A 20,689-nucleotide genomic window follows, 5' to 3' on the forward strand; every position below is an offset into this window, starting at 1 on the left:
CCTACCAGCGGCGCGGCGGACCGCAGTCCAGGTGCACAAAGCCCTGGCGGTAGTAGCCGACGCCGCCCACCTGCATCTGCGCCGCCGTGCGGGCGACGCCGATGCCGTCCCGGCCCTGCAGCCGGAAGTCGGCCGCCATGCCCGACATGTGCAGGCTGACGGTGGAGGCAGCACGGGTCTGCCGGGCCGTGGCGGCATTGTGCTCGGGCGTGCGGTAGCCGCTCATGATGGTGAAGGCCTCGTTGGCATCCAGCCGGTCGGCCACGGCGCTGAGCACGTCAAACAACCGGGGGTCCATCGGCGTGACCTCGGCCTGCGACAGGTCGCGGAACACCCAGTCCAGCTTGTGCAGCGCCGCGCGGTCGTACTTGCCATCGCGGAAATACACGCCGTCGAAGCTGTCGTCGGACACGGCGCGCTGCACGTTCAGGCGCCGCACGCCCGGCAGGCTGGCGGCGAAGGCACCCTTTGGCAACGCCGCGCAGCCGGCCAGCACGCCGAAGCCCGCCTTCAACACAGTGCGGCGGCTGGCCATTGCGGGCTCGCAGCAGGGGCAGCCGCCGCGGCGGTTGAACAGGTCCAGCATCAGCGGGCCACCACGGCGGTGGGGGCGGCCGCGCCGGCGACGACGGCGGCGGGCGGCGGCGGCGGCGCGGCCGGCGGCACGCGCTGGTCCAGGGCGCGCACATAGGCGGCATCCAGGCCATAGATGTCGGGCCGCAAACGCAGCCGTCCTCCCTCCACCACGGCGGTCTGATACACCAGCCGCACCGGCAACGGCCGGCGCAGGCCGACGGCGCTGGTTTGCCGCGATTCCAGCGCCGCGTCGGCCTTGGCGCGGTCCCAGCCGGGCGTGCCTTCCAGTACCGCTCCCAGGAGGTCCATCGGCCGCTCCAGCCGGATGCAGCCCGAGGAAAAGGCACGGTCGCGCCTCGCGAACAAACCGCGGTCCGGCGTGTCGTGCAGGTAGATGTCGTCGCTGTTGGGCATGATGAACTTGATCCGGCCGAGCGCGCTGAAGTCGCCGGCGTCCTGGCGAAAGAGATACGGCACCCGCTCGGGGTTCACTGCCGCCCAGTTCACGGACAGCGGATCGACCTCGACGCGTTCGCCGCCGATGTATTGGAAGACGCGAAAACCCTTTTCGATCATCGCCCGCGGGTCGCGGCGGAACTTCGGCAGCAGGTCTTCCCGCGCATTGCGTTCCGGCACGCCCCAGGGCGGATTGAACTGCACCGTGGTCATGGTGACGGACAGCAGCGGCGTGGCCCGCTGCGGCTTGCCGACGATCACGGCCATGTCCAGCAAGGCCCGCTCGCCTTCCAGCAGCTTCAGCCGGAAGTCGGGGACATTGACCTCGATGCGCCGCCCCGGCTGCGGCCGCGGCATGGCACGGCGCTGGTCCAGGGCAACGCGCAGCTGCGCCACGCGCGCCTCGGCCGGGCGGTTCATCACCGCCAGCGTGGCGGGGCCCACGCGGCCATCGGCATCCAGGTTGTAGGCGGACTGCCAGCGCTTGACGGCATCCAGCAGCGTCTCGTCATAAGCCGCGGGATCGGCCGGCACCTCCGCGGCCAATGCCGCGTCCTCGGCCGCGACGCGCGCGCGCAGGGCCGGCACCCGCACCGGGTCCACCACGCCGGGTTCGATGGTCATGGTGTCCGGCGTGGCGGAGGGCGGCACCTTGGGCCAGCCGCCGGCCTCCACACGCGCTCGGGCCTCGCGCAATGCCGAACGCAACAGGTCGGTGCCCGGGGGCAGCAGGGCCGCCTGCTCCACCACCTGAGCGGGGTCGGGGCTGCCGTGCAGCCGGGCCTGCCACGCCGGCAAAGCCACGATGTCCCGCCGCAGGTCGGGGCGGCCGGGCAGATAGCGCACGCGGCCCTGCAACAGGTCGGACACGGCGGCCCAGGCCGCGGCATAAAGCGCGGCGGCATAGCCCTGCGGGTCGGCGGTCGCGCGCGCATCGGCCGGGATGGCGTAATGCGCCGGGTTCAGGCCGTCCTGGTCCAGGGCCCGCAGGCGGGCGGCCAGGGCCAACAGCGCGTCCCAGTCGGGCCGCGCGGCGGGCGGAACCACGGCGGGACCCGCCGCCTGGGCCGCGAGCGGCAGGACGGAAGCCAGGAACACGAGGCAAGCATCGCGGCGAAGCATGCGGCATGGCATACAGCCCCGCCGGGTCGCCTGGCCAGCCCTTCCTGCATCACGCCGCCGCCAGGAACAATCGGTTACTGAGGTTTCTTCAGACCGGCGAGCTTGGCGAAGGGGTTGGGGCGCGTGGCTTCCGGCGCCGCCTCCGCATCGTCATCCAGCTCCAGCGTGGCGCCCGGCACACGCGGATAGGGGTCGAGCGCCAGGGACAATTGCTCGGCAATGGCCTCGCCCAGCTCCAGGTGCTCGCCGGCCACCGGAATCTCGTCCGGCCCCTCGGGGTCGGGCTCGTCCTCTTCCTCACGCTCGGCGTCCATGCGCACGAAGCGCAGGTCCACCGCTTCCTCCACCCGCTGTGGCACGGGGTCCAGCGTCACCACGCAGGCCTGCACCACATCCGCGCTCATGCGGCCGCGCACCCGCACGGCGCCACCGGCCTCGGACCGCAGCCGCAGGCTGGCCTTCAGCGAACCGATGTCCAGGATGCCGAAGCGGCGGGCCAGGGCAGCCCGCTCGGCGGGGGTGGCTTCCAGCTCCTCGCGCTTTTCCTGGCGGGTGATGGTCCCCCAGGACAGCAGGCGGGAGAATTCGGGGGCGATGTCGCTCATGCCGTTACCTCGGGGAAGCGCGCGCGGCCGGCCAGCAACGCGTCTAGGGGTTGCGCCGCCAGGGCCGTATCGGTGCGCAGCGCCGCGGCCGCCAGCCGGGCGGGCCGATCGTCGTCATCGGGCAGGGTGCCGCGCCACACGTTGCGCGCCAGGGCGGTGGCCAGGCCCGCGGCATCGCCCGCTTCCAATGGCGCCTCGTAGGCCTGGGCCCGGCCGTGAAAGGCTTCCCACATGTTCTTCACCCGGCGGGAAATGGACATGTCGCCCACCCCCATCTCGCGCAGGTTGGTGTCCATGTCCGCGAACATCGCGTCGAACACCGCCTGGGCCAGCTTGGCGCCGCGCGGGTCGGCATCGCGATGCAGGCGCCGGATCAGCAGCGCGACGTACAGGCCGACGATGTCGAACCGCCCGTCCAGCGTGTCCGGCACCGAGAGCTCGGCGTAGAAATAAGGCTGGCGGGCCGCCTGCACGGCCTGGCCATACAACTCGAAGCCGCGGCGCTCATGCGCCTTGCTGCGGAACAGGCCGAACAGGGCCATGGCGGGCGGGGCTCCTCGTGCTTCGGCAAGCGGCAGTTGACCCCAATGCGGGGCGGTGGCAATCGACCGAGCAGATGGCCCGCCAGCCGCGCCCGGTCAATCGGGCACGGGCAAGCGGACCGCACCGACCCCCACCGCGCCGCAGGCCGGTACGTACCGAGAGGGCTCAGCCATGGCCAGCCGCACCATCCCCGCCCCACGGGCCCGCCTCGCGCCCGGTCTCGTCGCGCTCGGCCTGCTGCTCGGCGGCTGCTCGGTGTTCGAGGCGCCACCGGTGCTGCGCGGCAACCGCGCCGACCCCGAGGTGATCGCGCAGCTCAGCCCCGGCGTGCAAACCAAGGCGGATGTGCGCGCGCTGCTGGGCTCGCCCAGCGCCACCGGCACCTTTGACGATTCAGAGTGGTACTACATCAGCTCCGTGACGCGCATCCGGCCGGCGCAGAACCCCGGCGTGGAGAACCAGCGGGTGGTGACCATGCGCTTCGACCCGCAGGGCGTGCTGCAAAGCGTCAGCGAGCTGGGCCCCAAGGATATGCGCGACGTGGCGGTGGTGGAACGCACCACGCCGGTGCCGGGCACCGACCGTACCATCCTGCAGGCGCTGTTCGGCAATATCGGCCGCGTGGGCGCGGCTGGCCTTGGCGCCGGCGCGGATGCCGGGCCGGGCGGCGGCCCCGGCCGCTAAAGCGCGGCCACGGCCCGCCGGCGGCCGAAGGCGATGGCGCCCACCGCCACCGCCATGGCCGGTACCAAGAGCAGCATCAGGGTGTTCCAGCCCGCCCAGGCGTGGATGGCGCCCGACGCAAAGGCGCTGCAGGCCACGGTGCCGAAGACAATGAAGTCGTTGGCGGCCTGGGCGCGCACCCGCTCGTCAGGCCGGTAGGATTCGGCCAAAAGGTTGGTGGCGCCGACGAACATGAAGTTCCAGCCCAGGCCCAGCGCCACCAGTGCCACGCCGAAATGCGCGAAGCTTTCGCCCGAGGCCGCGACCAGCACGCAGCCAATGTTCAGCGCCGCCCCCGCGACGATGACGGGCCGCGCGCCGAAGCGGGCGATCAGCCGGCCGGAAAAGAAGCCCGGGGCGAACATCGCCACCGCGTGCATCTGAATGACCGTGGCGCTGGCGGAAATGCCGAAGCCGCACAGCATCATCTCCAGCGGCGTCGCGGTCATCATCAGGTTCATGCAGCCATAGGCCAGCGCGCCGGCCATGGCGGCGGTGATAAAGGCGGGCCGGACCAGGATCTCGCGCAGCGGCGTGCTGTTCTTGGGGCGCGGCGGCGCCGGCGGCAGGCGGGTGAAGGACAGCAGCGTGATGCACACCAGGGGCAGCAGGGCCAGGATCAGGTAGGTGCCGAGAAACAGCATCGGCGCCAGCAGGTCCTTGGAGTTCTTCACCAGCTCGGGCCCGAAGATCGCCGACAACACGCCGCCCGCCATCACCAGGGAAATGGCGCGCGGGCGGTATTCCGGCGTCGCCACCTCGGCAGCGGCGAAGCGGTAATGCTGGGAGATGCCAAAGCCGATGCCGGCCGGCACCGCGCCCAGGCAATACAGTGCGAAGGAACCCTGCCACACGCCGGCGGCGAAGGTCAGGCTGCCGATGCCGGCGCAAAGGGCACCCAGCATGAAGCCCGGCTTGCGCCCGAGCCGCGCGAAGATGATGCCGGCCGGGATGGAGGCCGCCATGGTGGACGCCATCTGCACCGCCATGGGCAGGGTGGCCAACAGCTTGTCCGTCGCCAGGCTGTAGCCGATCAGGGCGGACATCGCGGTCTGGCCCACCGTCGCCGCCTGCATCAGCGCCTGGCACAGGAACATCAGGAACACGCTGCGCTTCATGGTCGCGGCATCCGCCGCATGGCCGGACTGCATCAGAAGTGGCTCCATCCCTCTTGGGAGAGGGTCATGGGCGCCCCCTGCCCGTCCAGCACCGTAACAAGCGGATCGCCCGCCACGAACCGCCCGATGCGCGTGGCAGTCGTGCCGGTGGCGGCGGCGAGAGCGGCGATGCCGGCCGCCGCGCCGGGCGGCGCCGCGAACAGCAGTTCGTAATCGTCGCCACCCGTCAGCACGCGCCGCAGCAAGGCGGGTTCAGCGGCCAGCACCGCGGCTGCGGCGGGCGACAGCGGCACCAGCACCGCCTCAAGCACCGCGCCGCAACCCGAAGCGCGGCACAGGTGCCCCAGGTCCTGCACCAGCCCGTCCGAAACATCCATGGCGGCATGCGCCAGCCCTACCAGCCCCTGCCCCAGCGCCATGCGCGGGCGCGGGATCCGGTAGCGGTCCGCCAGATGGCCCGCTGCGTCGCCCGCCCGCTCGCCCAGCGCCACGGACAGGCCCAGCGTGCCGTCGCCCACCGTGCCCGAAACCCAGAGCTCGTCCCCTGCCCGCGCGCCGTTGCGCCGCAGGGCGGTGCCGGGCGCCACATGGCCGATGATGGTGAGCGACAGGGACACCGGCCCGGCGGTGGAGGTCGTGTCGCCCCCCAGCACGCGCAGGCCAAACTCGTGTTGGTCCGCGGCCAGCCCGGCGGCGAAGCCCTGCAGCCAGTCCGGCGGCGTCTCGCGTGGCAGGCTGACCGTCAGCAGGTAGCCGAGCGGCTGCGCGCCCATCGCCGCGAGGTCGGACAGGTTGGTGCGCAGCAGCTTGCGGGCGATGTTGCCCGGGCTGTCGTCCGGCAGGAAATGCACGCCGGCGACCATGGCATCCGCCGCCAAGACCAGCTCGCGCCCGGGGGGCGGTGTCAGCAATGCGGCGTCGTCGGACAGGTCCAGGGCGCCAGGGCCCGCCAGCGGCCGGAAGTGCTGGGCGATCAACGCGAATTCCGGCGGCAGGGTCATGCGGTCAGCGAGTGAACTCGGGGCCCCGCAGGTGGCGCGCCAGGGCGTCTAGCACGCCATTGGCGAAGCGCGGCTCCTCGCCCCCGAAGAAGCCGTGGGCGATGTCCATGTATTCGTTGATCACCACGCGCGCCGGCGGCTCGGTGGAGGAGGAGAACTCGAAGGCCGCGGCGCGCAACAGGGCACGCAACACCGGGTCCAGCCGCGCCACCGTCCAGTCGCGGGCCAGATGGGCGCTGATCACGCCATCCAGCATGTCGCCATCCTTCGCCACGCCGCGCACCACGTGGGTGAACAGCGGCACGTCCACCTGCGGCACACGCCCGTCCTCATAGCCGCCGCCATCAGGGCCCAGGCGGTGACGCACGAACTGGTCGATCACCGTTTCGGCGCTTTCGCCGCCCTGGTCGCTTTGAAACAGGGCCTGGATGGCGGCGACGCGCGCGCCGGTACGGGGGCGGCCCTGCTGGGCCGCCGCGGAGGTCTTGGTGGGGGTGCTCATCGGATGCCCCATCTGCGCGCCAGCGCGATCTGGGTCAACAGGGCGTGGGCGGCCTCGGCGCCCTTGTTGTGACGGTCGTCGGCGCTGCGGGCCTCGGCCTGGTCCAGGGATTCGACTGTCAAAAGGCCAAAGCCCAGCGGAATGCCGGTTTCGCTGCTGATGTCCATCACGCCCTGGCACACCGCCTCGCAGATGAACTGGTAGTGGTCGGTCTCGCCCTTCACCACGCAGCCGTGCAGCAGGTAGCCATCCCAGCCAGGCGCGACTTCCATGGCCATGCGCAGCGCCGCCGGCAGCTCGAAAGCGCCCGCCACGTCCACCGTTTCCAGGTGGGCGCCGGCCTCGGCCAGCACGCGCTCGGCGCCGCGCTTCATGCCGCCCACCACGCCGTCGTAATAGGGTGCCTGGATCAGCAGGATGCGCGGCGGCGGGCCGGCGACAACGGGGGTGGCGCGCTCGGGGGCGTCGATGGTGCTCACGGGGTGGGGGCCTCGCCGTCGTCGATGGAACGGGTTTCGGCGACCGTCAGGCCATAGCCTTCCAGGCCGACAATCGCCTTGGGGTGGTTGGACAGCAGGATCATTTCCTTGACGCCGAGATCCGCCAGGATCTGCGCGCCGATGCCGTAGTCGCGCAGCTCCGGGTTCACGCCCCGGCCGCGGCCGGCGCGCACGCGCTCGGAAATGGCGGTGGGCTTCACGTCGCGGATCAGCACCACCACGCCGCGCCCGGCGGCCGAAATCTCGGCCATGGAGCGCTGCAGGTCGTGCGGCCCCTGCATGCCGATGATGTCGGACAGGACGTTCACCGCATGCATGCGCACCAGCGCCGGGCCAGGGCGCGCCAGATCGCCCTTCACCAGCGCGACGTGCTCGCCGTATTCCAGCGTGTTCGCGTAGACCACCAGCCGCCACTCGCCGTTGCCCGAAGCATCCGGCATGCGGCCCTCCTCCACCCGCTTGACCAGCCGCTCCGTGCGGCGGCGGTGGGCGATCAGGTCGGCGATGGTGCCGAGCTTCAACCCGTGGTGCTGGGCGAAGGACACCAGGTCCGGCAGGCGGGCCATGGTGCCGTCGTCATTCATGATCTCGCAGATCACGCCGGCGGGGTTCAGCCCGGCCATGCGGGCGAAGTCCACCGCCGCCTCGGTATGGCCGGCGCGCACCAGCGTCCCGCCTTCGCGCGCCACCAGCGGAAACACGTGGCCGGGGGTGACGATGTCCTCGCGCTTGGTTTCGCCATTGATGGCGACCGCGACGGTGCGCGCCCGGTCGGCGGCGGAGATGCCGGTGGTCACCCCTTCCCGCGCCTCGATGGAGACCGTGAAGGCGGTCTGGTGCCGGGTGCCGTTGGCCTGGGCCATCAGCGGCAGCCCCAGATGCTCCACCCGCCCGCGCGTCATGGCCAGGCAGATCAGCCCGCGCGCGAAACGGGCCATGAAGTTGATGGCGTCCGGCGTGGCGAACTGCGCCGGGATCACGAGGTCGCCCTCGTTCTCGCGGTCCTCGTCATCGACCAGGATGAACATGCGGCCGCGCCGCGCTTCCTCCAGCAGCTCCTCGGTGGGGCTGAGGAACTGGTGCAGCGAGGTCTGCGTGGTCGTCATGTTCATGCGTGGAACTCCTGCAGGCGGGCGACGTAGCGCGCCAGCATGTCGATCTCGATGTTCACCCGGTCGCCGGGCTTCAGGTCGGCAAGGGTCGTGACCGTGCCGGTATGCGGGATGACGTTGACGCCGAAGCTGTTGCCCTGCACCTCGTTGACGGTCAGGGACACACCGTTGACGGTGACGGAACCCTTGGGCGCCACAAAGCGCGCCAGCCCGTCCGGCAGGCGGAACAGCCAGCGGGTGGAGCCGTTCTCCGGCGTCTCGGACAGCACGTCGCCCAGCCCGTCCACATGGCCGGACACCACGTGGCCGCCCATCTCGTCGCCCACCTTCAGGGCGCGCTCCAGGTTGATGCGGCTGCCGACCCGCCAGCCGCCCAATGTCGTCTTGGACAGGCTTTCCGCCGAAACCTCGACCGTGAAGCGGCTGTCGCCCAGCGTCACCACCGTCAGGCAGCAGCCGGAGCAGGCGATGGAAGCGCCGATCTCGGCCCCCGCCAGCCAGCCCTGCGGCGTGTCGATGGCCAGCCGCATGTCCTGGCCGTCGCCCAGGGGCTCGATGGCGGAAACGACGCCGATGGCGGTGATGATCCCGGTGAACATGGTTCAGGCAGCCTCGAATTCACTAAGCAGGTCCGGCCCCAGCGCGATCGCCGAGACCCTGCGGAACTTGGGCATCTCCGACAGCAGGTCCAGGGGCAGCGCTTCCGCCGCCGGCCGGCCATCGGCGCCCATGACGGCGGGAGCATGGAACCAGGCGAGCCGGTCCACCAGCCCCGCGCGCAACAGGGCCGCCGCCAGGCCGGCGCCACCCTCCGCGAAGACACGGGTGATGCCGCGCACCGCCAGCGCCCGCAGCAGGGCGGCGGGGTCCAGGCCGCTGTCCAGCGCCGGAACCTCGATGATCTCCGCGCCACGCCCCCGCAGCGCCTCCAGCGCGGCGGCCGGATGCCCGGCCCGGGTCGCGATCCAGGCGGGTGCGGGGTTGTCCAGTAACTTGGCGCCGGGCGGCGTGCGCAGGCGGGAATCCGCCACCACCCGCACGGTGGGTAACGGCGCGGCGCCGGGCAGGCGCGCGCTCAGGTCCGGGTCATCGGCCAGCACGGTGCCGCTGCCCACCAGAACGGCATCGTGCCGCGCGCGCAGCGCATGCACGGCGCGGCGGGCTTCCGGCCCCGTGATCCAGCGGCTTTCACCCGTGCGCGTGGCGATGCGGCCATCCAGCGTGCTGGCAAGCTTCAGCGTCACCAATGGCAGCCCGGCCGATACGCGTTTCAGGAAGCCGGCGCTGAGCCGGGCCGCCTCGTCCCGCAGCACGCCGGCCTGGACCTTGATGCCGGCATCCCGCAACAACTGCAGGCCCCGGCCATCGACGCGGGGGTCGGGGTCGCGCAGCGCCACCACCACGCGGGCCACGCCGGCGGCGATCAGCGCATCGGTGCATGGCGGCGTGCGGCCCCAGTGGCAGCAGGGCTCCAGGGTCACAAAGGCGGTGGCACCCCGTGCGGCGTGCCCGGCCCGGCGCAATGCCTCGGTTTCGGCGTGGGGCCGGCCGCCGGGGGCAGTCCAGCCCCGACCCACCACCTCGCCGTCCCGCACGATCACGCAACCCACCGCCGGGTTGGGCCAGGTGTTGCCCAGCCCCCGCGCGGCCAGCGACAGTGCGGCCCGCATGTGGGCCTCGTCTTCCGAGGCCTGTGTCTGGCCCGCCGCCGGCACCGTTCAGGCCGCGACGGCGGCCGCGAGCAGCGGCTTGGCCAGCACGCTGTGGCGCAGCATGGCTTCCAGCACCGGCTCCGGCCGCAGACCCGCGGTGCGCAGCGCGTAGCCCCGCCGGCGGAACAGGCCCAACGCGCGCAACTGCCCGCTGGGCACCCGCACCCGCAGGCTGGCGACGCCCTGGCGGCCCAGGGTCTCCTCCATGGCCGCCAGCAGGGCGGAGCCGATGCCCTGCCCGGTGCGGCCGGGCGCCACCCACAGCCCCTGCAGGCGGGCGGGCGGGTCATTGGCGGCGGGCAACGTGGCCAGGGCGCAACCGACCGGCACGCCATCCACCTCGGCCAGCAGCAACACGCCCGGCGTCGCGGCCAGAAAGCAGGTGAAGCGCGCGGCATCCGCCCGCGCCCGCAGTTCCGGCGGCAGCAGCACCGCCACGCCCTGCGCGAAGGCCGCGGCGGCGATGGTGGCCAGCGCCGGCCGGTCGGCCAGCTGCGCCGGGCGAAGCACGATGCCGCCACGCGGACGGACCGCGCCAGGGCGCCAGGCGGCGGGAACCGCGCCGATGTCTGTGAATGTCACCAAGGGATCAGGTACTCAGCCGTTGTCGGGGTCGGGGGTCTTGCCCAGGGAGCCCAGGAAGGCCTGGAAGTCCTTGGCCTCGCGAAAATTGCGATACACGGAGGCGAAGCGCACATAGGCCACGGGGTCGAGTTCCCGCAACGTGTCCATCACCATCTCGCCGATGGCGCGGCTGGCGATCTCGCTTTCGCCCTCGGCTTCCAGGCGGCGCTGGATGCCGTTGACGATGCGCTCCACCCGGTCCTCGTCCACCGGCCGCTTGCGAAGCGCCACGCGGATGGAGCGCGCCAGCTTCTCACGGTCAAAAGGCACGCGGCGCTGGTCGGACTTCAGCACCGTCAGCTCGCGCAGCGTCACCCGCTCGAAGGTCGTGAAGCGGGCGCCGCAGGAGGGGCAGGATCGCCGGCGGCGGATGGCCGCGCCGTCATCGGCGGGGCGGCTGTCCTTCACCTGGGTGTCCTCGCTCCCGCAGAAGGGACAGCGCATGTCTCCGTCCCCTCCCCCGCGCCCTCAGGCCTTGTAGATCGGGAAGCGGTTGCAGAGGTCGAGCACCTGGCGGCCGACCTCGCGCTCCACGGCCTCGTTGGCTTCCGGCGCATTGGCCTGGGCCAGCCCCTTCAGCACCTGGCCGATGAACTGGCCGATCTCGCGGAACTCCGCCTCGCCCAGCCCGCGGGTGGTGCCGGCGGGCGTGCCCAGGCGAATGCCGGAGGTGATGGCCGGCTTCTCGGGGTCGAAGGGCACGGCGTTCTTGTTGCAGGTCAGGTGGGCGCGGCCCAGCGCGGCCTCGGCCAGCTTGCCGGTCAGCTTCAGGGGGCGCAGGTCCACCAGCATCAGGTGGTTGTCCGTGCCGCCCGTGACGATGCCCGCCCCTTGCGCCTGCAGCTCGGCGGCCAGCGCCTTGGCATTGGCCACCACGGCCTTGGCATAGGTGCGAAACTCGGGGCGCAGCGCCTCGCCGAAGGCCACGGCCTTGGCGGCGATCACATGCATCAGCGGGCCGCCCTGCAGGCCGGGGAAGACGGCGCTGTTGAACTTCTTGGCCAGCGCCTCGTCGTTGGTCAGGATCATGCCGCCGCGCGGCCCGCGCAGCGTCTTGTGGGTGGTGGTCGTCACCACGTGGGCATGCGGGATCGGGCTGTCATGCGCGCCACCGGCGACGAGGCCCGCGAAATGCGCCATGTCCACCATGAACCAGGCACCGACCTCGTCCGCGATCTGGCGGAAGCGGGCGAAGTCCCAGGCGCGGGAATATGCGGAGCCGCCGGCGACGATCAGCTTGGGGCGGGACTCGCGCGCGATGCGGGCCACCTCCTCCATGTCGATGGTCTGGTCTTCCTGGCGCACCGTGTAGGGCGCGACCTTGAACCACTTGCCGGACTGGTTGGCGGGCGAGCCATGGGTCAGGTGCCCGCCGGCCGCGAGGTCCAGGCCCATGAAGGTGTCGCCCGGCTGCAGCAAGGCGAAGAACACCGCCTGGTTCGCCTGCGCGCCGCTGTGCGGCTGCACATTGGCGAAGCCCACGTTGAACAGCTTCTTGGCGCGCTCGATCGCCAGCGTCTCGGCCACGTCCACGAACTCGCAGCCGCCGTAGTAGCGGCGGCCGGGATAGCCCTCCGCGTACTTGTTGGTCAGCACCGAGCCCTGGGCTTCCAGCACGGCGCGGGACACGATGTTCTCGCTAGCGATCAGCTCGATGCCGTCCTGCTGCCGCACCAGCTCGCGGCCGATGGCGTCCAGGATCTCCGGGTCGGTTTCGGACAGCGGGGCGGAGAAGAACCGGCCGGCGCCGGCGACGGGGGTGATGTCGTTCATGGCGTCAGGCCTCCTGGGCAGCGGGGGAAGGATTGATCTTGCTGACGCGGCGCGCGTGGCGGCCGCCCTCGTAGGGCGTGGTCAGAAAGGCGGACAGGCTGTCCAGCACCACCTCGGGGCCCGTGGTGCGGGCGCCGAAGCAGGCGATGTTGGCATCGTTGTGGGCGCGGGTCAGCCGGGCCTCGGTGGTGGAATGCACCACCACGGCGCGCACCTCGGGGTGGCGGTTGGCGGCGATCGCCATGCCGATGCCGGTGCCGCAGACCAGCACGCCAAAGACGGCCTCGCCCGCCGTCACGGCCCGCGCCACTTGGTGCGCGAAGTCCGGGTAGTCGACGCTGCCGTCGCCATGGGTGCCGAAGTCCCGCACCGGGTGCCCGGCGGCTTCGAGCGCCGCGCGCAGGCTGTCCTTCAGGGCGACGCCGGCATGGTCGGCGCCGAGGGCGATGGGGGTTTCGGCCGGATTCATGCGGCTTCCGTTACCACGGCTTGTGTCTGCGCGAAACACGAACCACCCGCCCTTGCATGCAACGCGGCAGCGCGGACCCATCATGGCACGCCGCCACGCATCGGCTTTCCCTGCCGGCCCCAGCGTGGCATGGGGCGAAACCGCCGACCCGCGAGGAGCTTCCCGCATGACCCCACCCCTAGGTGCCTTTCCCGCCATCCGCCCGCGCCGCAACCGGCGCGATGCCTGGACGCGCCGCCTGGTGGCCGAGAACCGCCTGTCGGTGGACGATCTCATCTGGCCGATCTTCGTGATGGACGGCGCCGGCGCCCAGACCACCGAGGTGGCCTCCATGCCCGGCGTGCAGCGCGCGACGCTGGAAGCCCTGGCCACGCATGTCGCGCCCGCGGTGGAGCTGGGCATCCCGGCCGTGGCGCTGTTTCCGATGACCCCGCCCGCGCTCAAGGACGCCGAGGGCACCGAGGCGCGCAATCCGGACAACCTGATGTGCCGCGCCGCCCGCCTCTTGAAGCGGGAGTTCCCGCAGCTTGGCCTGATCGGCGACGTGGCGCTCGACCCCTACACCGACCACGGCCATGACGGCGTGATCCGGGATGGCTACGTGGCCAATGACGAATCGCTGGAGGTCCTGGCCGCCCAGGCGCTGGTACAGGCAGAGGCGGGGATCGACGTGATCGCGCCGTCGGACATGATGGACGGGCGGGTCGCCGCCATCCGCGCGGCGCTGGACGGCCGCGGGCTGATCCACACCGGCATCATGGCCTATGCCGCCAAGTACGCTTCCGCCTTCTACGGCCCGTTCCGCGACGCGGTGGGCAGCGGCGGCGCCCTGAAGGGCGACAAGAAGACCTACCAGATGGACCCCGCCAACAGCGACGAGGCGATGCGCGAGGTGGCGATGGACCTGGCCGAAGGCGCCGACATGGTGATGGTCAAGCCGGGCATGCCGTACCTCGACATCGTGCAGCGGGTGAAGGCCGAGTTCCGCGTGCCTACCTTCGCCTACCAGGTCAGCGGCGAATACGCGATGATCATGGCGGCCGTCCGCAACGGGTGGCTGGAGCACGAACGGGCCCTGCTGGAAAGCCTGATGGCCTTCAAGCGCGCGGGCGCCGACGGGGTGCTGACCTACTTCGCGCTGGATGCCGCCCGGGCGCTGCGCGGCCGCTGACGCGGTTGTCACCCCTGCGCCATGGAACGGGATGCCGCCAGGCCCCGTTGCCATGGACGTTTCTGGCAGGGAGATCGCGAAACATGCTGAACCCTTTGCGCGGGGCCGCGGGCCTCGGTGCGTTGGCGCTTCTGGGCCTGTCCGCCTGCGTGCCGCCGCCGCCCGCCGTCGGTGGCTATGCCCCGGTCGCGCCCGTTCATGCGCCGGCGCCCGTGGTGGTTCCCTACCCTGCGGTGCCGCCGCTGCGGGCCGAGATACGCCCACCGCCGCCGGTCGGGCTACGGCTGGTATGGCAGCCCGGCCATTGGCAGTGGAACGGCTACGAATATGTCTGGAGCGAGGGGCGCTGGGTGCAGCAGCGCATCGTCGCGCAACGCTGGGAGCCGGGCCACTGGGTGGACCGCGGCGGCCGCTGGGCGTGGGAGCCGGCGGGCTGGCGCTAGGCCAATGGCGGGGCGGGAGCCGAAGCTCCCGCCCCTGTCACGTCAGGCGCGGGGGCGCCGGGCGTTGCGGCGCGGCGCCACCACGGCGGGTGCCGGCGCGGCGAAGGCGGCCTGCAGCTCCGCCGCGACGAAGCGCTGCGCATCGCCCGCCTTGGACAGGACCTTGGGGTCGGCGCCGAAGAACTCGTGCGTCACACCCATGTAGTCACGCTCGACCACCTGCACGCCGTTGGCGCGCAGCTTCTCGCCCAGGGCCTTGCCTTCGCTGTTCAGCGGGTCGATCTCGGCGGTGACGATGATCGCCTTGGGCAGGCCGCGCAGCTCGGCATTGCCCACCACGTTCAGGCGCGGGTCGGTCTTCTCGGACGGCGCGCCGGTGCCGTAGTTGTCGAAGAACCACTTCATCATCGCGGCGTTCAGCGGCTTGGCCATGGCGTTGGCGCGGTAGGACGGGGTGGTCATGTCCGTGCCCGCCACGGGGTAGATGAGGCCCATCGCCACCGGCAGGGGCGCCCGTGCCTCGCGCGCCATCATGGCGACGTTGATGGCCAGGTTGCCACCCGCGCTTTCGCCGACCACGGCGACCCGCGACAGGTCGCCACCCAGCTGCGCCGCGTTCTGCAGCGCCCAGATGTAGGCGGCATAGGCATCGTCATGCGCGGCGGGGAAGCGATGCTCGGGGCCCTGGCGATAATGCACGGAGATGACGATGGCGCCGGTATCGGCGGCCAGCGCGCGCGGCGAGGAGTCGTAGACGTCCAGGTCGGCGATCACGAAGCCGCCGCCGTGGAAATAAACGATCATCGGCAGGCGCGGCAGCGGCTCGCCCCGCGCGGGCGCCGCCTGCGGCACGTAGATGCGGGCCTGCAGCGGGCCGGCGGAACCGGGGATGGTGATGTCGCGCACCTGCGGGATGGCGCGCGGCGCGGTGGGCAGGCCCAGCATGCGCTGGCGGGCCTTCACGGCATCGGCCATGCTCGGCTGGCGGCGCGCCTCGGCCGGCGTCAGCGTCTCGATCGGCTTGGGGTTCAGCGACGCGAAGGCTTCCAGCAGGCCGCGCATCTCGGGGTCGGCACGGCCGGTCGGGTCGGCGGGCGGCATGGGGGAGACGTCGGTGGCACAGGCGGACAGCGCGGCGAGGCCGAAGGGCAGCAACAGGCTGGCACGGCGGGACAGCATGGTCATGACGGGGGGTCTCTCCTGATCGGCACCCCCCATCCCGGACGTGGGAAGCGAGGCATTACCGCTGCCGGAAACGCTTTGTTACCGCCCCGGTTGCGCTGCTAATCGCGCAGGAAACCGCGGATCATGCCGGTCTGCGCCGGGTCCATGAGGGCCGGAGCGTGGCCGCAGCCGGCGATGGTCGCCAGCGTCACGCCGGGCTTCAGGGCCATGCGGGCGGCCGTGGCCGCGGTCAGCAGGGGGCTGGTTTCACCGCGCAGCAGCAGCACCGGCCGGTCCAGCGCATCCCACATCGGCCACAACACGATGTCCGTCGGCGCGGCGGCCTGCATCGGCTTGGCGATGGCCGGGTCGTAGTGCAACGTCACGCGGCCGCCGGGCGTCATGCGCGCCGATGTCTCGGCCAGGTGCCGCCATTCGGCCGGCGACAGCGGTCCGAAGCCGGCGTGGATGACGCGCAGATGCGCTTCCAGCGCGTCAATCCCGGCGAAGTCTGGCCCGAAGCCGACATAGGCGGCGATGCCGGCCAGCGCCGCCGCCGGGATCTCGGCGCCCACGTCGTTGAGCACCAGCCGCCCGACCCTGTTCCCCGGCAGGCTGGCGAGCGCCATGCCGATCAGCCCGCCCATCGAGGTCCCGACCCAGTCGAACCGCCCCAGCCCCGCCAGCAGCGGCGCCAGCGCCGCGAGGTAGCTTGGCACGGCGTAGAGGCTGCCATCCGGTAGCCAGGAGGACAGGCCACGCCCGGGCATGTCCGGGCAGATCACCCGACGCCCGTCCCCGGCCAGCTCTCGGGCCAGGGTGTCGAAGTCCCGGCCCGTGCGGGTCAGGCCATGCACGCAGACCACCGGCGCGCCGTCCGCCGGCCCCCATTCGGCCCAGCGGAGATCCACCGGGCCGAAGGGGAGCGGGACGCGCAGCGCGCCGAGGCGGGGTTCAGACAATCCCGCCGTCCCGCAGCTTCGCGATGGCGGCGGCATCGTGCCCGAGCGAGGCCAGCACCTCGTCCGTGTGCTGGCCGAGCACGGGGGCGGCCGAGCGGTAGTCCGGCGGCGTGGCGGAAAGCTTCACGGGATTGGCGATCACCGTAACCGGCTCGCCCGAGGCATGGTCCATCGTCACCAGCATCTCGCGGGCCTGGACATGCGGGTCGGCGAAGACCTTTTCCAGCGTGTTGATCGGGCCGCAGCCGATCTTCAGCGCTTCCAGCTTGGCGATCCACTCGTCGGTGGGCTTGGTCCTGGTCAGCGCCGTCAGCGTTTCGGTCACCAGCGCGCGGTTGCCGACGCGGGCGGCGTTGGTGCTGTAACGTTCGTCCGCCAGCAGGTGCTCCAGCCCGAAGTTCTTGCAGAACCGCTCGAACGTCGGGTCGTTGCCGATGGACAGCACCATGTAGCCATCGGCCGTGGGGAACACCTGGTAGGGCACGATGTTGGGGTGCTGGTTGCCCAGCCGCGGCGGGTTCTGCCCGGTGGCCAGGTAGTTCATGCCCTGGTTGGCCAGCCACGCCACGTGCGTGTCCAGCATGCTGATGTCGATCTGCTGCCCCTGCCCCGTCGCCTGCTTGTGCCGCAGCGCCGCCAGGATGCCGATGGTGCCGTAGAGCCCCGCGAACAGGTCCGCCACCGGGATGCCGACCTTCTGCGGCTCGCCCTCGATCTCGCCGGTCAGCGACATCACGCCGCCCATCGCCTGGATCAGAGCGTCGTAGCCCGGGCGCGGCGCGTAGGGGCCGGTTTGGCCGAAGCCGGTGATGGAGCAGTAGATCAGCCCGGGATACTTCTCCTTCAGCTGTTCCCAGCCCAGCCCGTACTTGGCCAGCGCGCCGACCTTGAAGTTCTCCACCAGGATGTCGGCGGATTCCAGAAGCTGGTGGACGATCGCCTGCGCCTCGGGCTTGGCGATATCCAGCGTGATGGACTTCTTGTTGCGGTTGACGCCGACGAAGTAGGCGCTTTCCCGCGTGTTCGGCATGAAGGGCGGCGCGAAGCCGCGCGTGTCGTCCCCCGCCTCGGGACGTTCGATCTTGATCACCTCGGCGCCGAGGTCGCCGAGCATCTGCGTGCAGGTGGGGCCGGCGAGCACGCGGGTGAGGTCCACCACGCGCAGGCCCTTGAGCGGTCCGGTCGGTTCAGTCATGGCATCAGGTCTTTCTTGCTCGCGGGCACTCAATCACATCCAGTTCGGCACGACCAGAATGGCCCAGGCCAGCAGCGGGCCCAGCGCCACCACCAGGCCGCTATAGATCAGGAAGCGGCGGAACAACGTGTCGCGCTCGCTTTCAGCAGCATTGGCCACCACCAGCGCGCCATTGGTGGAAAAGGGGCTGACATCCACGATGGTGGCGGAGATGGCCAGCGCCGCCACCATGCCGGCCGGGCCGATATGCCCCTGCATCATCAGCGGCACCGCCAGCGGGATGATGGCGCCCAGCACGCCGACGGAGGACGCGAAGGCCGAGACGATGCCGCCCACGTAGCACAGCAGCAGCGCCGCCAGCAGCGGCATGCCGAGGTTGGTGACGCTGTTGCTGACCATGTCCACCGCGCCGGACTTCTGCAGCACCGCGACATAGGTGATGACACCCGAGATCAGCAGCACGGTGGACCAGCTGACCTTGTCGATCGCGCCCTTCTGCGCTTCCGGCGACAGCAGCGCCAGGATCACCGCGATGGTGATGGCCACCATGCCGACGTTGAGCCCGAAGGCCAGCGAGCCGACGCCCAGGATGACCAGCCCCGCCAGGGTCAGCATCTGGTCGCGCGTGGCCGTTTCGCGCACCGCGTGGCCGGCGCTGGCCGGCGTTCCGCCATGGCCGCGCACATCGACCGAGGCGCCGCCGCCCTGCTCCAGGCTGTTGTCGCCGCCCGTGTCGCGCCGGCCCAGCAGCTTCAAGCCGCCGAAGGCCACGAAGACCCCGATGGCGACCAGCAGGTTGAAGATCAGGCTGGCCAGAAACAGGAAGACCTCGCTGCCTTCCATGCCCGCGCGCTCGACGATCTGGTTGGTGATGCCGCCATAGATGCTGATGGGCGAGAAGCCACCCCCCTGCGCGCCATGGATCACCAGCAGGCCCATCATCAGCGGGTCGATCCTGTAGTGCCGCGCGAAGCGCAGCGCGATCGGCGCGATGATGGCCACCGCCGCCGGGCTGACGGCACCGATGGCGGTCAGCACCGCCGCCACGCAGAACATCACCCACGGGATCAGCGCGATGCGGCCGCCGACGCCGCGCACCGCCCAATGCACCAAAAGGTCGATGGTGCCGTTCTTCTGCGCGATGGCGAACAGGTAGGTGATGCCGACCAGGGTGACGAACAGATCCCCGGGAAAGCCCGCCAGGATGGCATTGGCGCCCATGCCGACGATGAAGGTGCCGATCAGAAAGGCGAGCGCGAAGGCCAGGGCGCCCATGTTGATCGGCAGCGCGGTGCCGATCACGAACATGACGACCAGCCCCAGGATGGAGGCAATGGCAGGAGACAAAATGAACGTTCCTTTGTTTTTGGGCGCGCGAAAGACGCGCGGCGTCAGGCGGCGGGCTTGTCGCTGCCCTCGGTAGTGCCGCCCAGCAGGCGTGGAAGGTAGCCGCCGCGGGGCTTGGGGGCCGCGACGGCCGGCAAGGCCAGAAGCGCATCGACCGAGGCCGAGCGCGCGACCGCGCCGGAGCGCGTGAAGGCCTCGTGGTTCGCCTCGATGCTGTCAGGGTCGTACAGGTAGTTCACCATGATGCCGAAGGATTCGGCCATGCCGCGCGGCGCGGTGTTGCCCCGCCAGTTGATCCGTTCCAGGCGGGCGCCGTTGCCCAGGTGGAAGCGGGCGACAGGGTCGATGTTGCCCATGCCGGTGTTGGGGCGGGTCAGGTATTCGGCGGCAAGGCGCATCAGCGGCTTGCGCAGCGCAGCATCCGTCGCCGCATCCGCCCACCATTCGCCATCCGCCAGGCTGTCGAGCAGCGCTGCCGCGCCGGGGCGCTCCTCGCCCTCCGCCGGCGGATGCAGCGCCAGGATGGCGGCCTCCTCTTCTGGCAATAGCACGTCGGCGCTGCGGTCCAGGCGGCGCTTCAGCCAGCGGCGGAATCCCGGCACGGGCGACAAGGTGGCGAAGGTGCGGATCTGCGGCAGCTCGCCCTTCAGCTCCTCCACCACCTGCTTGATCAGGAAGTTGCCGAAACTGATGCCGCGCAGCCCGTCCTGGCAGTTGGAGATGGAGTAGAAGATGGCCGTATCCGCATCCGGGCTGGAGCCCTCGGGCGGCGCCAGCAGGGGCTGGATGGCGCTGGCCAGCCCCCGCACCAGGGCAACCTCCACGAAGATCAGCGGCTCGCCCGGCAGGGCGCGGTGCAGGTAGGCGAAGCAGCGGCGGTCCGGCGCCAGGCGGCGGCGCAGGTCGTCCCAGCCCATGATCTCGTGCACCGCCTCGTAGTCGATTAGCTTTTCCAGGATCGCGGCCGGCGTATCCCAGTCGATGCGCCGCAGCTCCAGGAAGCCCCGGTTGAACCAGGAAGTGAAGAGGTGGTGCAGGTCGGCGTCGAGCGGCTTCAGTTCCGGCTGCTTCTTCAGCTCGCCCAGCAGCTCGCGGCGCAGCTGCACCAAAGCGGCGGTGCCGCCGGGCGCCATGTTCATCCGGCGCAGAACCTCCTGACGCGGTGGCTCGGCCTTCTCGAACAGGGTCATGGCGCGGGCGGCGCTGGGCTCATCCAGATAGGCCCGGGCGGCGGCGCGCAGCGCGTCCTCGTCCGGCAAAAAGGCGCCGGCCAGAAATTGGCGGAAGGCCGCGCGGTCTTCTGGGTTCAGGTCGTGCAGCACCGCCAGCAGCTCACGCGCGACCGCGGCGCCGGAGGCCTCTCCGCGTTCCGACAGCAGGGATCGCGCCAGGAGTTCCGCCCGCACCAGCGGCGGCCGGGCGATGCCGGGAACATCGGCGTAGGGTCGGCCACGATCGGCGATGCCGGACCACAGGCGTTCCAGCCAGGTGCGGGCCCCCAGCGTGACGGATATCGGCATGGTTCCCTCCCCCTGCTGTTTCATGGCGTTGCCGCCACTATTCCGCACCCC

Annotated in this window: 23 protein-coding genes; 3 read left to right on the plus strand and 20 right to left on the minus strand. The window is 71.2% G+C overall.

Annotation, left to right across the window (positions count from 1 at the left end; translation table 11 throughout):
- Position 1: 1 nt before the first annotated feature.
- The 4 genes from IAI59_RS13025 to IAI59_RS13040 form a co-directional block, all read right to left on the minus strand.
- Positions 2 to 586, minus strand: a complete 585-nt coding sequence (locus IAI59_RS13025) for a YcbK family protein (protein ID WP_207418219.1) — start codon at positions 584 to 586, stop codon at positions 2 to 4.
- The gene (locus tag IAI59_RS13030) at positions 586 to 2,154 is read right to left on the minus strand and encodes a L,D-transpeptidase family protein (RefSeq protein WP_237180829.1); all 1,569 of its coding nucleotides are present in this window, start codon (positions 2,152 to 2,154) and stop codon (positions 586 to 588) included. Before IAI59_RS13030 ends, IAI59_RS13025 begins: the two co-directional genes overlap by 1 nt.
- 74 nt (positions 2,155 to 2,228) lie before the next feature.
- The gene (locus tag IAI59_RS13035; protein WP_207418216.1) at positions 2,229 to 2,759 is read right to left on the minus strand and encodes a YceD family protein; all 531 of its coding nucleotides are present in this window, start codon (positions 2,757 to 2,759) and stop codon (positions 2,229 to 2,231) included.
- Complete coding sequence (locus tag IAI59_RS13040; RefSeq protein WP_207418215.1) at positions 2,756 to 3,301, minus strand: ubiquinol-cytochrome C chaperone family protein; 546 nt, start codon at positions 3,299 to 3,301, stop codon at positions 2,756 to 2,758. The genes IAI59_RS13035 and IAI59_RS13040 overlap by 4 nt, the downstream gene beginning before the upstream one ends.
- Positions 3,302 to 3,473: 172 nt before the next feature.
- Here IAI59_RS13040 and IAI59_RS13045 point away from each other — a divergent pair, with 172 nt between their 5' ends.
- Positions 3,474 to 3,986: an outer membrane protein assembly factor BamE gene (locus IAI59_RS13045; protein WP_207418213.1), complete on the plus strand. Its 513-nt coding sequence runs from the start codon at positions 3,474 to 3,476 to the stop codon at positions 3,984 to 3,986.
- Here the strand turns inward: IAI59_RS13045 and IAI59_RS13050 are convergent.
- The 11 genes from IAI59_RS13050 to rpiB are packed head-to-tail and all read right to left on the minus strand — an operon-like array spanning position 3,983 to position 12,836.
- Positions 3,983 to 5,176, minus strand: coding sequence for an MFS transporter (locus tag IAI59_RS13050; protein ID WP_207418212.1), 1,194 nt, complete (start codon positions 5,174 to 5,176; stop codon positions 3,983 to 3,985). The two genes, IAI59_RS13045 and IAI59_RS13050, sit on opposite strands and share 4 nt — an antisense overlap.
- Positions 5,176 to 6,144 (minus strand): thiamine-phosphate kinase, encoded by a 969-nt coding sequence (thiL, locus tag IAI59_RS13055; protein WP_207418211.1) that lies wholly within the window; start codon positions 6,142 to 6,144, stop codon positions 5,176 to 5,178. The genes IAI59_RS13050 and thiL overlap by 1 nt, the downstream gene beginning before the upstream one ends.
- Before the next feature lie 4 nt (positions 6,145 to 6,148).
- On the minus strand, positions 6,149 to 6,646 hold the full coding sequence (gene nusB / locus IAI59_RS13060) for a transcription antitermination factor NusB (protein WP_207418210.1): 498 nt from the start codon (positions 6,644 to 6,646) through the stop codon (positions 6,149 to 6,151).
- Positions 6,643 to 7,125, minus strand: coding sequence for a 6,7-dimethyl-8-ribityllumazine synthase (ribH, locus tag IAI59_RS13065; protein WP_207418209.1), 483 nt, complete (start codon positions 7,123 to 7,125; stop codon positions 6,643 to 6,645). The genes nusB and ribH overlap by 4 nt, the downstream gene beginning before the upstream one ends.
- Positions 7,122 to 8,258, minus strand: a complete 1,137-nt coding sequence (gene ribB, locus IAI59_RS13070; RefSeq protein ID WP_207418208.1) for a 3,4-dihydroxy-2-butanone-4-phosphate synthase — start codon at positions 8,256 to 8,258, stop codon at positions 7,122 to 7,124. Before ribB ends, ribH begins: the two co-directional genes overlap by 4 nt.
- Positions 8,255 to 8,857, minus strand: coding sequence for a riboflavin synthase (locus IAI59_RS13075; protein WP_207418207.1), 603 nt, complete (start codon positions 8,855 to 8,857; stop codon positions 8,255 to 8,257). Before IAI59_RS13075 ends, ribB begins: the two co-directional genes overlap by 4 nt.
- A 3-nt stretch (positions 8,858 to 8,860) precedes the next feature.
- The gene (ribD, locus tag IAI59_RS13080) at positions 8,861 to 9,973 is read right to left on the minus strand and encodes a bifunctional diaminohydroxyphosphoribosylaminopyrimidine deaminase/5-amino-6-(5-phosphoribosylamino)uracil reductase RibD (RefSeq protein ID WP_272877388.1); all 1,113 of its coding nucleotides are present in this window, start codon (positions 9,971 to 9,973) and stop codon (positions 8,861 to 8,863) included.
- A gap of 3 nt (positions 9,974 to 9,976) precedes the next feature.
- Entirely contained in the window at positions 9,977 to 10,552 is a 576-nt protein-coding gene (locus IAI59_RS13085) for a GNAT family N-acetyltransferase (protein ID WP_207418203.1), read from the minus strand.
- A gap of 15 nt (positions 10,553 to 10,567) precedes the next feature.
- On the minus strand, positions 10,568 to 11,038 hold the full coding sequence (gene nrdR / locus IAI59_RS13090) for a transcriptional regulator NrdR (protein WP_207418201.1): 471 nt from the start codon (positions 11,036 to 11,038) through the stop codon (positions 10,568 to 10,570).
- A 24-nt stretch (positions 11,039 to 11,062) separates the two neighbouring features.
- Positions 11,063 to 12,367: a serine hydroxymethyltransferase gene (gene glyA, locus IAI59_RS13095; RefSeq protein ID WP_207418199.1), complete on the minus strand. Its 1,305-nt coding sequence runs from the start codon at positions 12,365 to 12,367 to the stop codon at positions 11,063 to 11,065.
- 4 nt (positions 12,368 to 12,371) lie between these two features.
- Positions 12,372 to 12,836, minus strand: a complete 465-nt coding sequence (rpiB, locus tag IAI59_RS13100; RefSeq protein ID WP_207418197.1) for a ribose 5-phosphate isomerase B — start codon at positions 12,834 to 12,836, stop codon at positions 12,372 to 12,374.
- Between the two features lie 166 nt (positions 12,837 to 13,002).
- On the opposite strand from rpiB, the gene hemB reads away from it, so the two are divergent.
- Both hemB and IAI59_RS13110 read left to right on the plus strand, forming a co-directional pair.
- Complete coding sequence (gene hemB, locus IAI59_RS13105; RefSeq protein ID WP_207418195.1) at positions 13,003 to 14,007, plus strand: porphobilinogen synthase; 1,005 nt, start codon at positions 13,003 to 13,005, stop codon at positions 14,005 to 14,007.
- An 83-nt stretch (positions 14,008 to 14,090) separates the two neighbouring features.
- The gene (locus IAI59_RS13110) at positions 14,091 to 14,450 is read left to right on the plus strand and encodes a YXWGXW repeat-containing protein (RefSeq protein ID WP_207418193.1); all 360 of its coding nucleotides are present in this window, start codon (positions 14,091 to 14,093) and stop codon (positions 14,448 to 14,450) included.
- A 42-nt stretch (positions 14,451 to 14,492) separates the two neighbouring features.
- Here the strand turns inward: IAI59_RS13110 and IAI59_RS13115 are convergent, their stop codons facing one another.
- From IAI59_RS13115 to IAI59_RS13135, 5 genes are all read right to left on the minus strand, one after another.
- Entirely contained in the window at positions 14,493 to 15,635 is a 1,143-nt protein-coding gene (locus IAI59_RS13115; RefSeq protein WP_207418191.1) for an alpha/beta hydrolase, read from the minus strand.
- Positions 15,636 to 15,733: 98 nt separating this feature from the next.
- Positions 15,734 to 16,576, minus strand: a complete 843-nt coding sequence (locus IAI59_RS13120; protein WP_237180828.1) for an alpha/beta fold hydrolase — start codon at positions 16,574 to 16,576, stop codon at positions 15,734 to 15,736.
- Complete coding sequence (locus IAI59_RS13125; RefSeq protein ID WP_207418187.1) at positions 16,569 to 17,771, minus strand: CaiB/BaiF CoA transferase family protein; 1,203 nt, start codon at positions 17,769 to 17,771, stop codon at positions 16,569 to 16,571. The genes IAI59_RS13120 and IAI59_RS13125 overlap by 8 nt, the downstream gene beginning before the upstream one ends.
- Positions 17,772 to 17,804: 33 nt before the next feature.
- Positions 17,805 to 19,118: an SLC13 family permease gene (locus tag IAI59_RS13130; protein ID WP_237180827.1), complete on the minus strand. Its 1,314-nt coding sequence runs from the start codon at positions 19,116 to 19,118 to the stop codon at positions 17,805 to 17,807.
- Between the two features lie 44 nt (positions 19,119 to 19,162).
- Entirely contained in the window at positions 19,163 to 20,638 is a 1,476-nt protein-coding gene (locus IAI59_RS13135) for a malonyl-CoA decarboxylase (protein ID WP_207418186.1), read from the minus strand.
- Positions 20,639 to 20,689 lie beyond the last annotated feature (51 nt).

The sequence above is a fragment of the Roseomonas haemaphysalidis genome (genome assembly GCF_017355405.1).
In the GTDB taxonomy this organism is placed as follows: Bacteria; Pseudomonadota; Alphaproteobacteria; order Acetobacterales; family Acetobacteraceae; genus Pseudoroseomonas; species Pseudoroseomonas haemaphysalidis.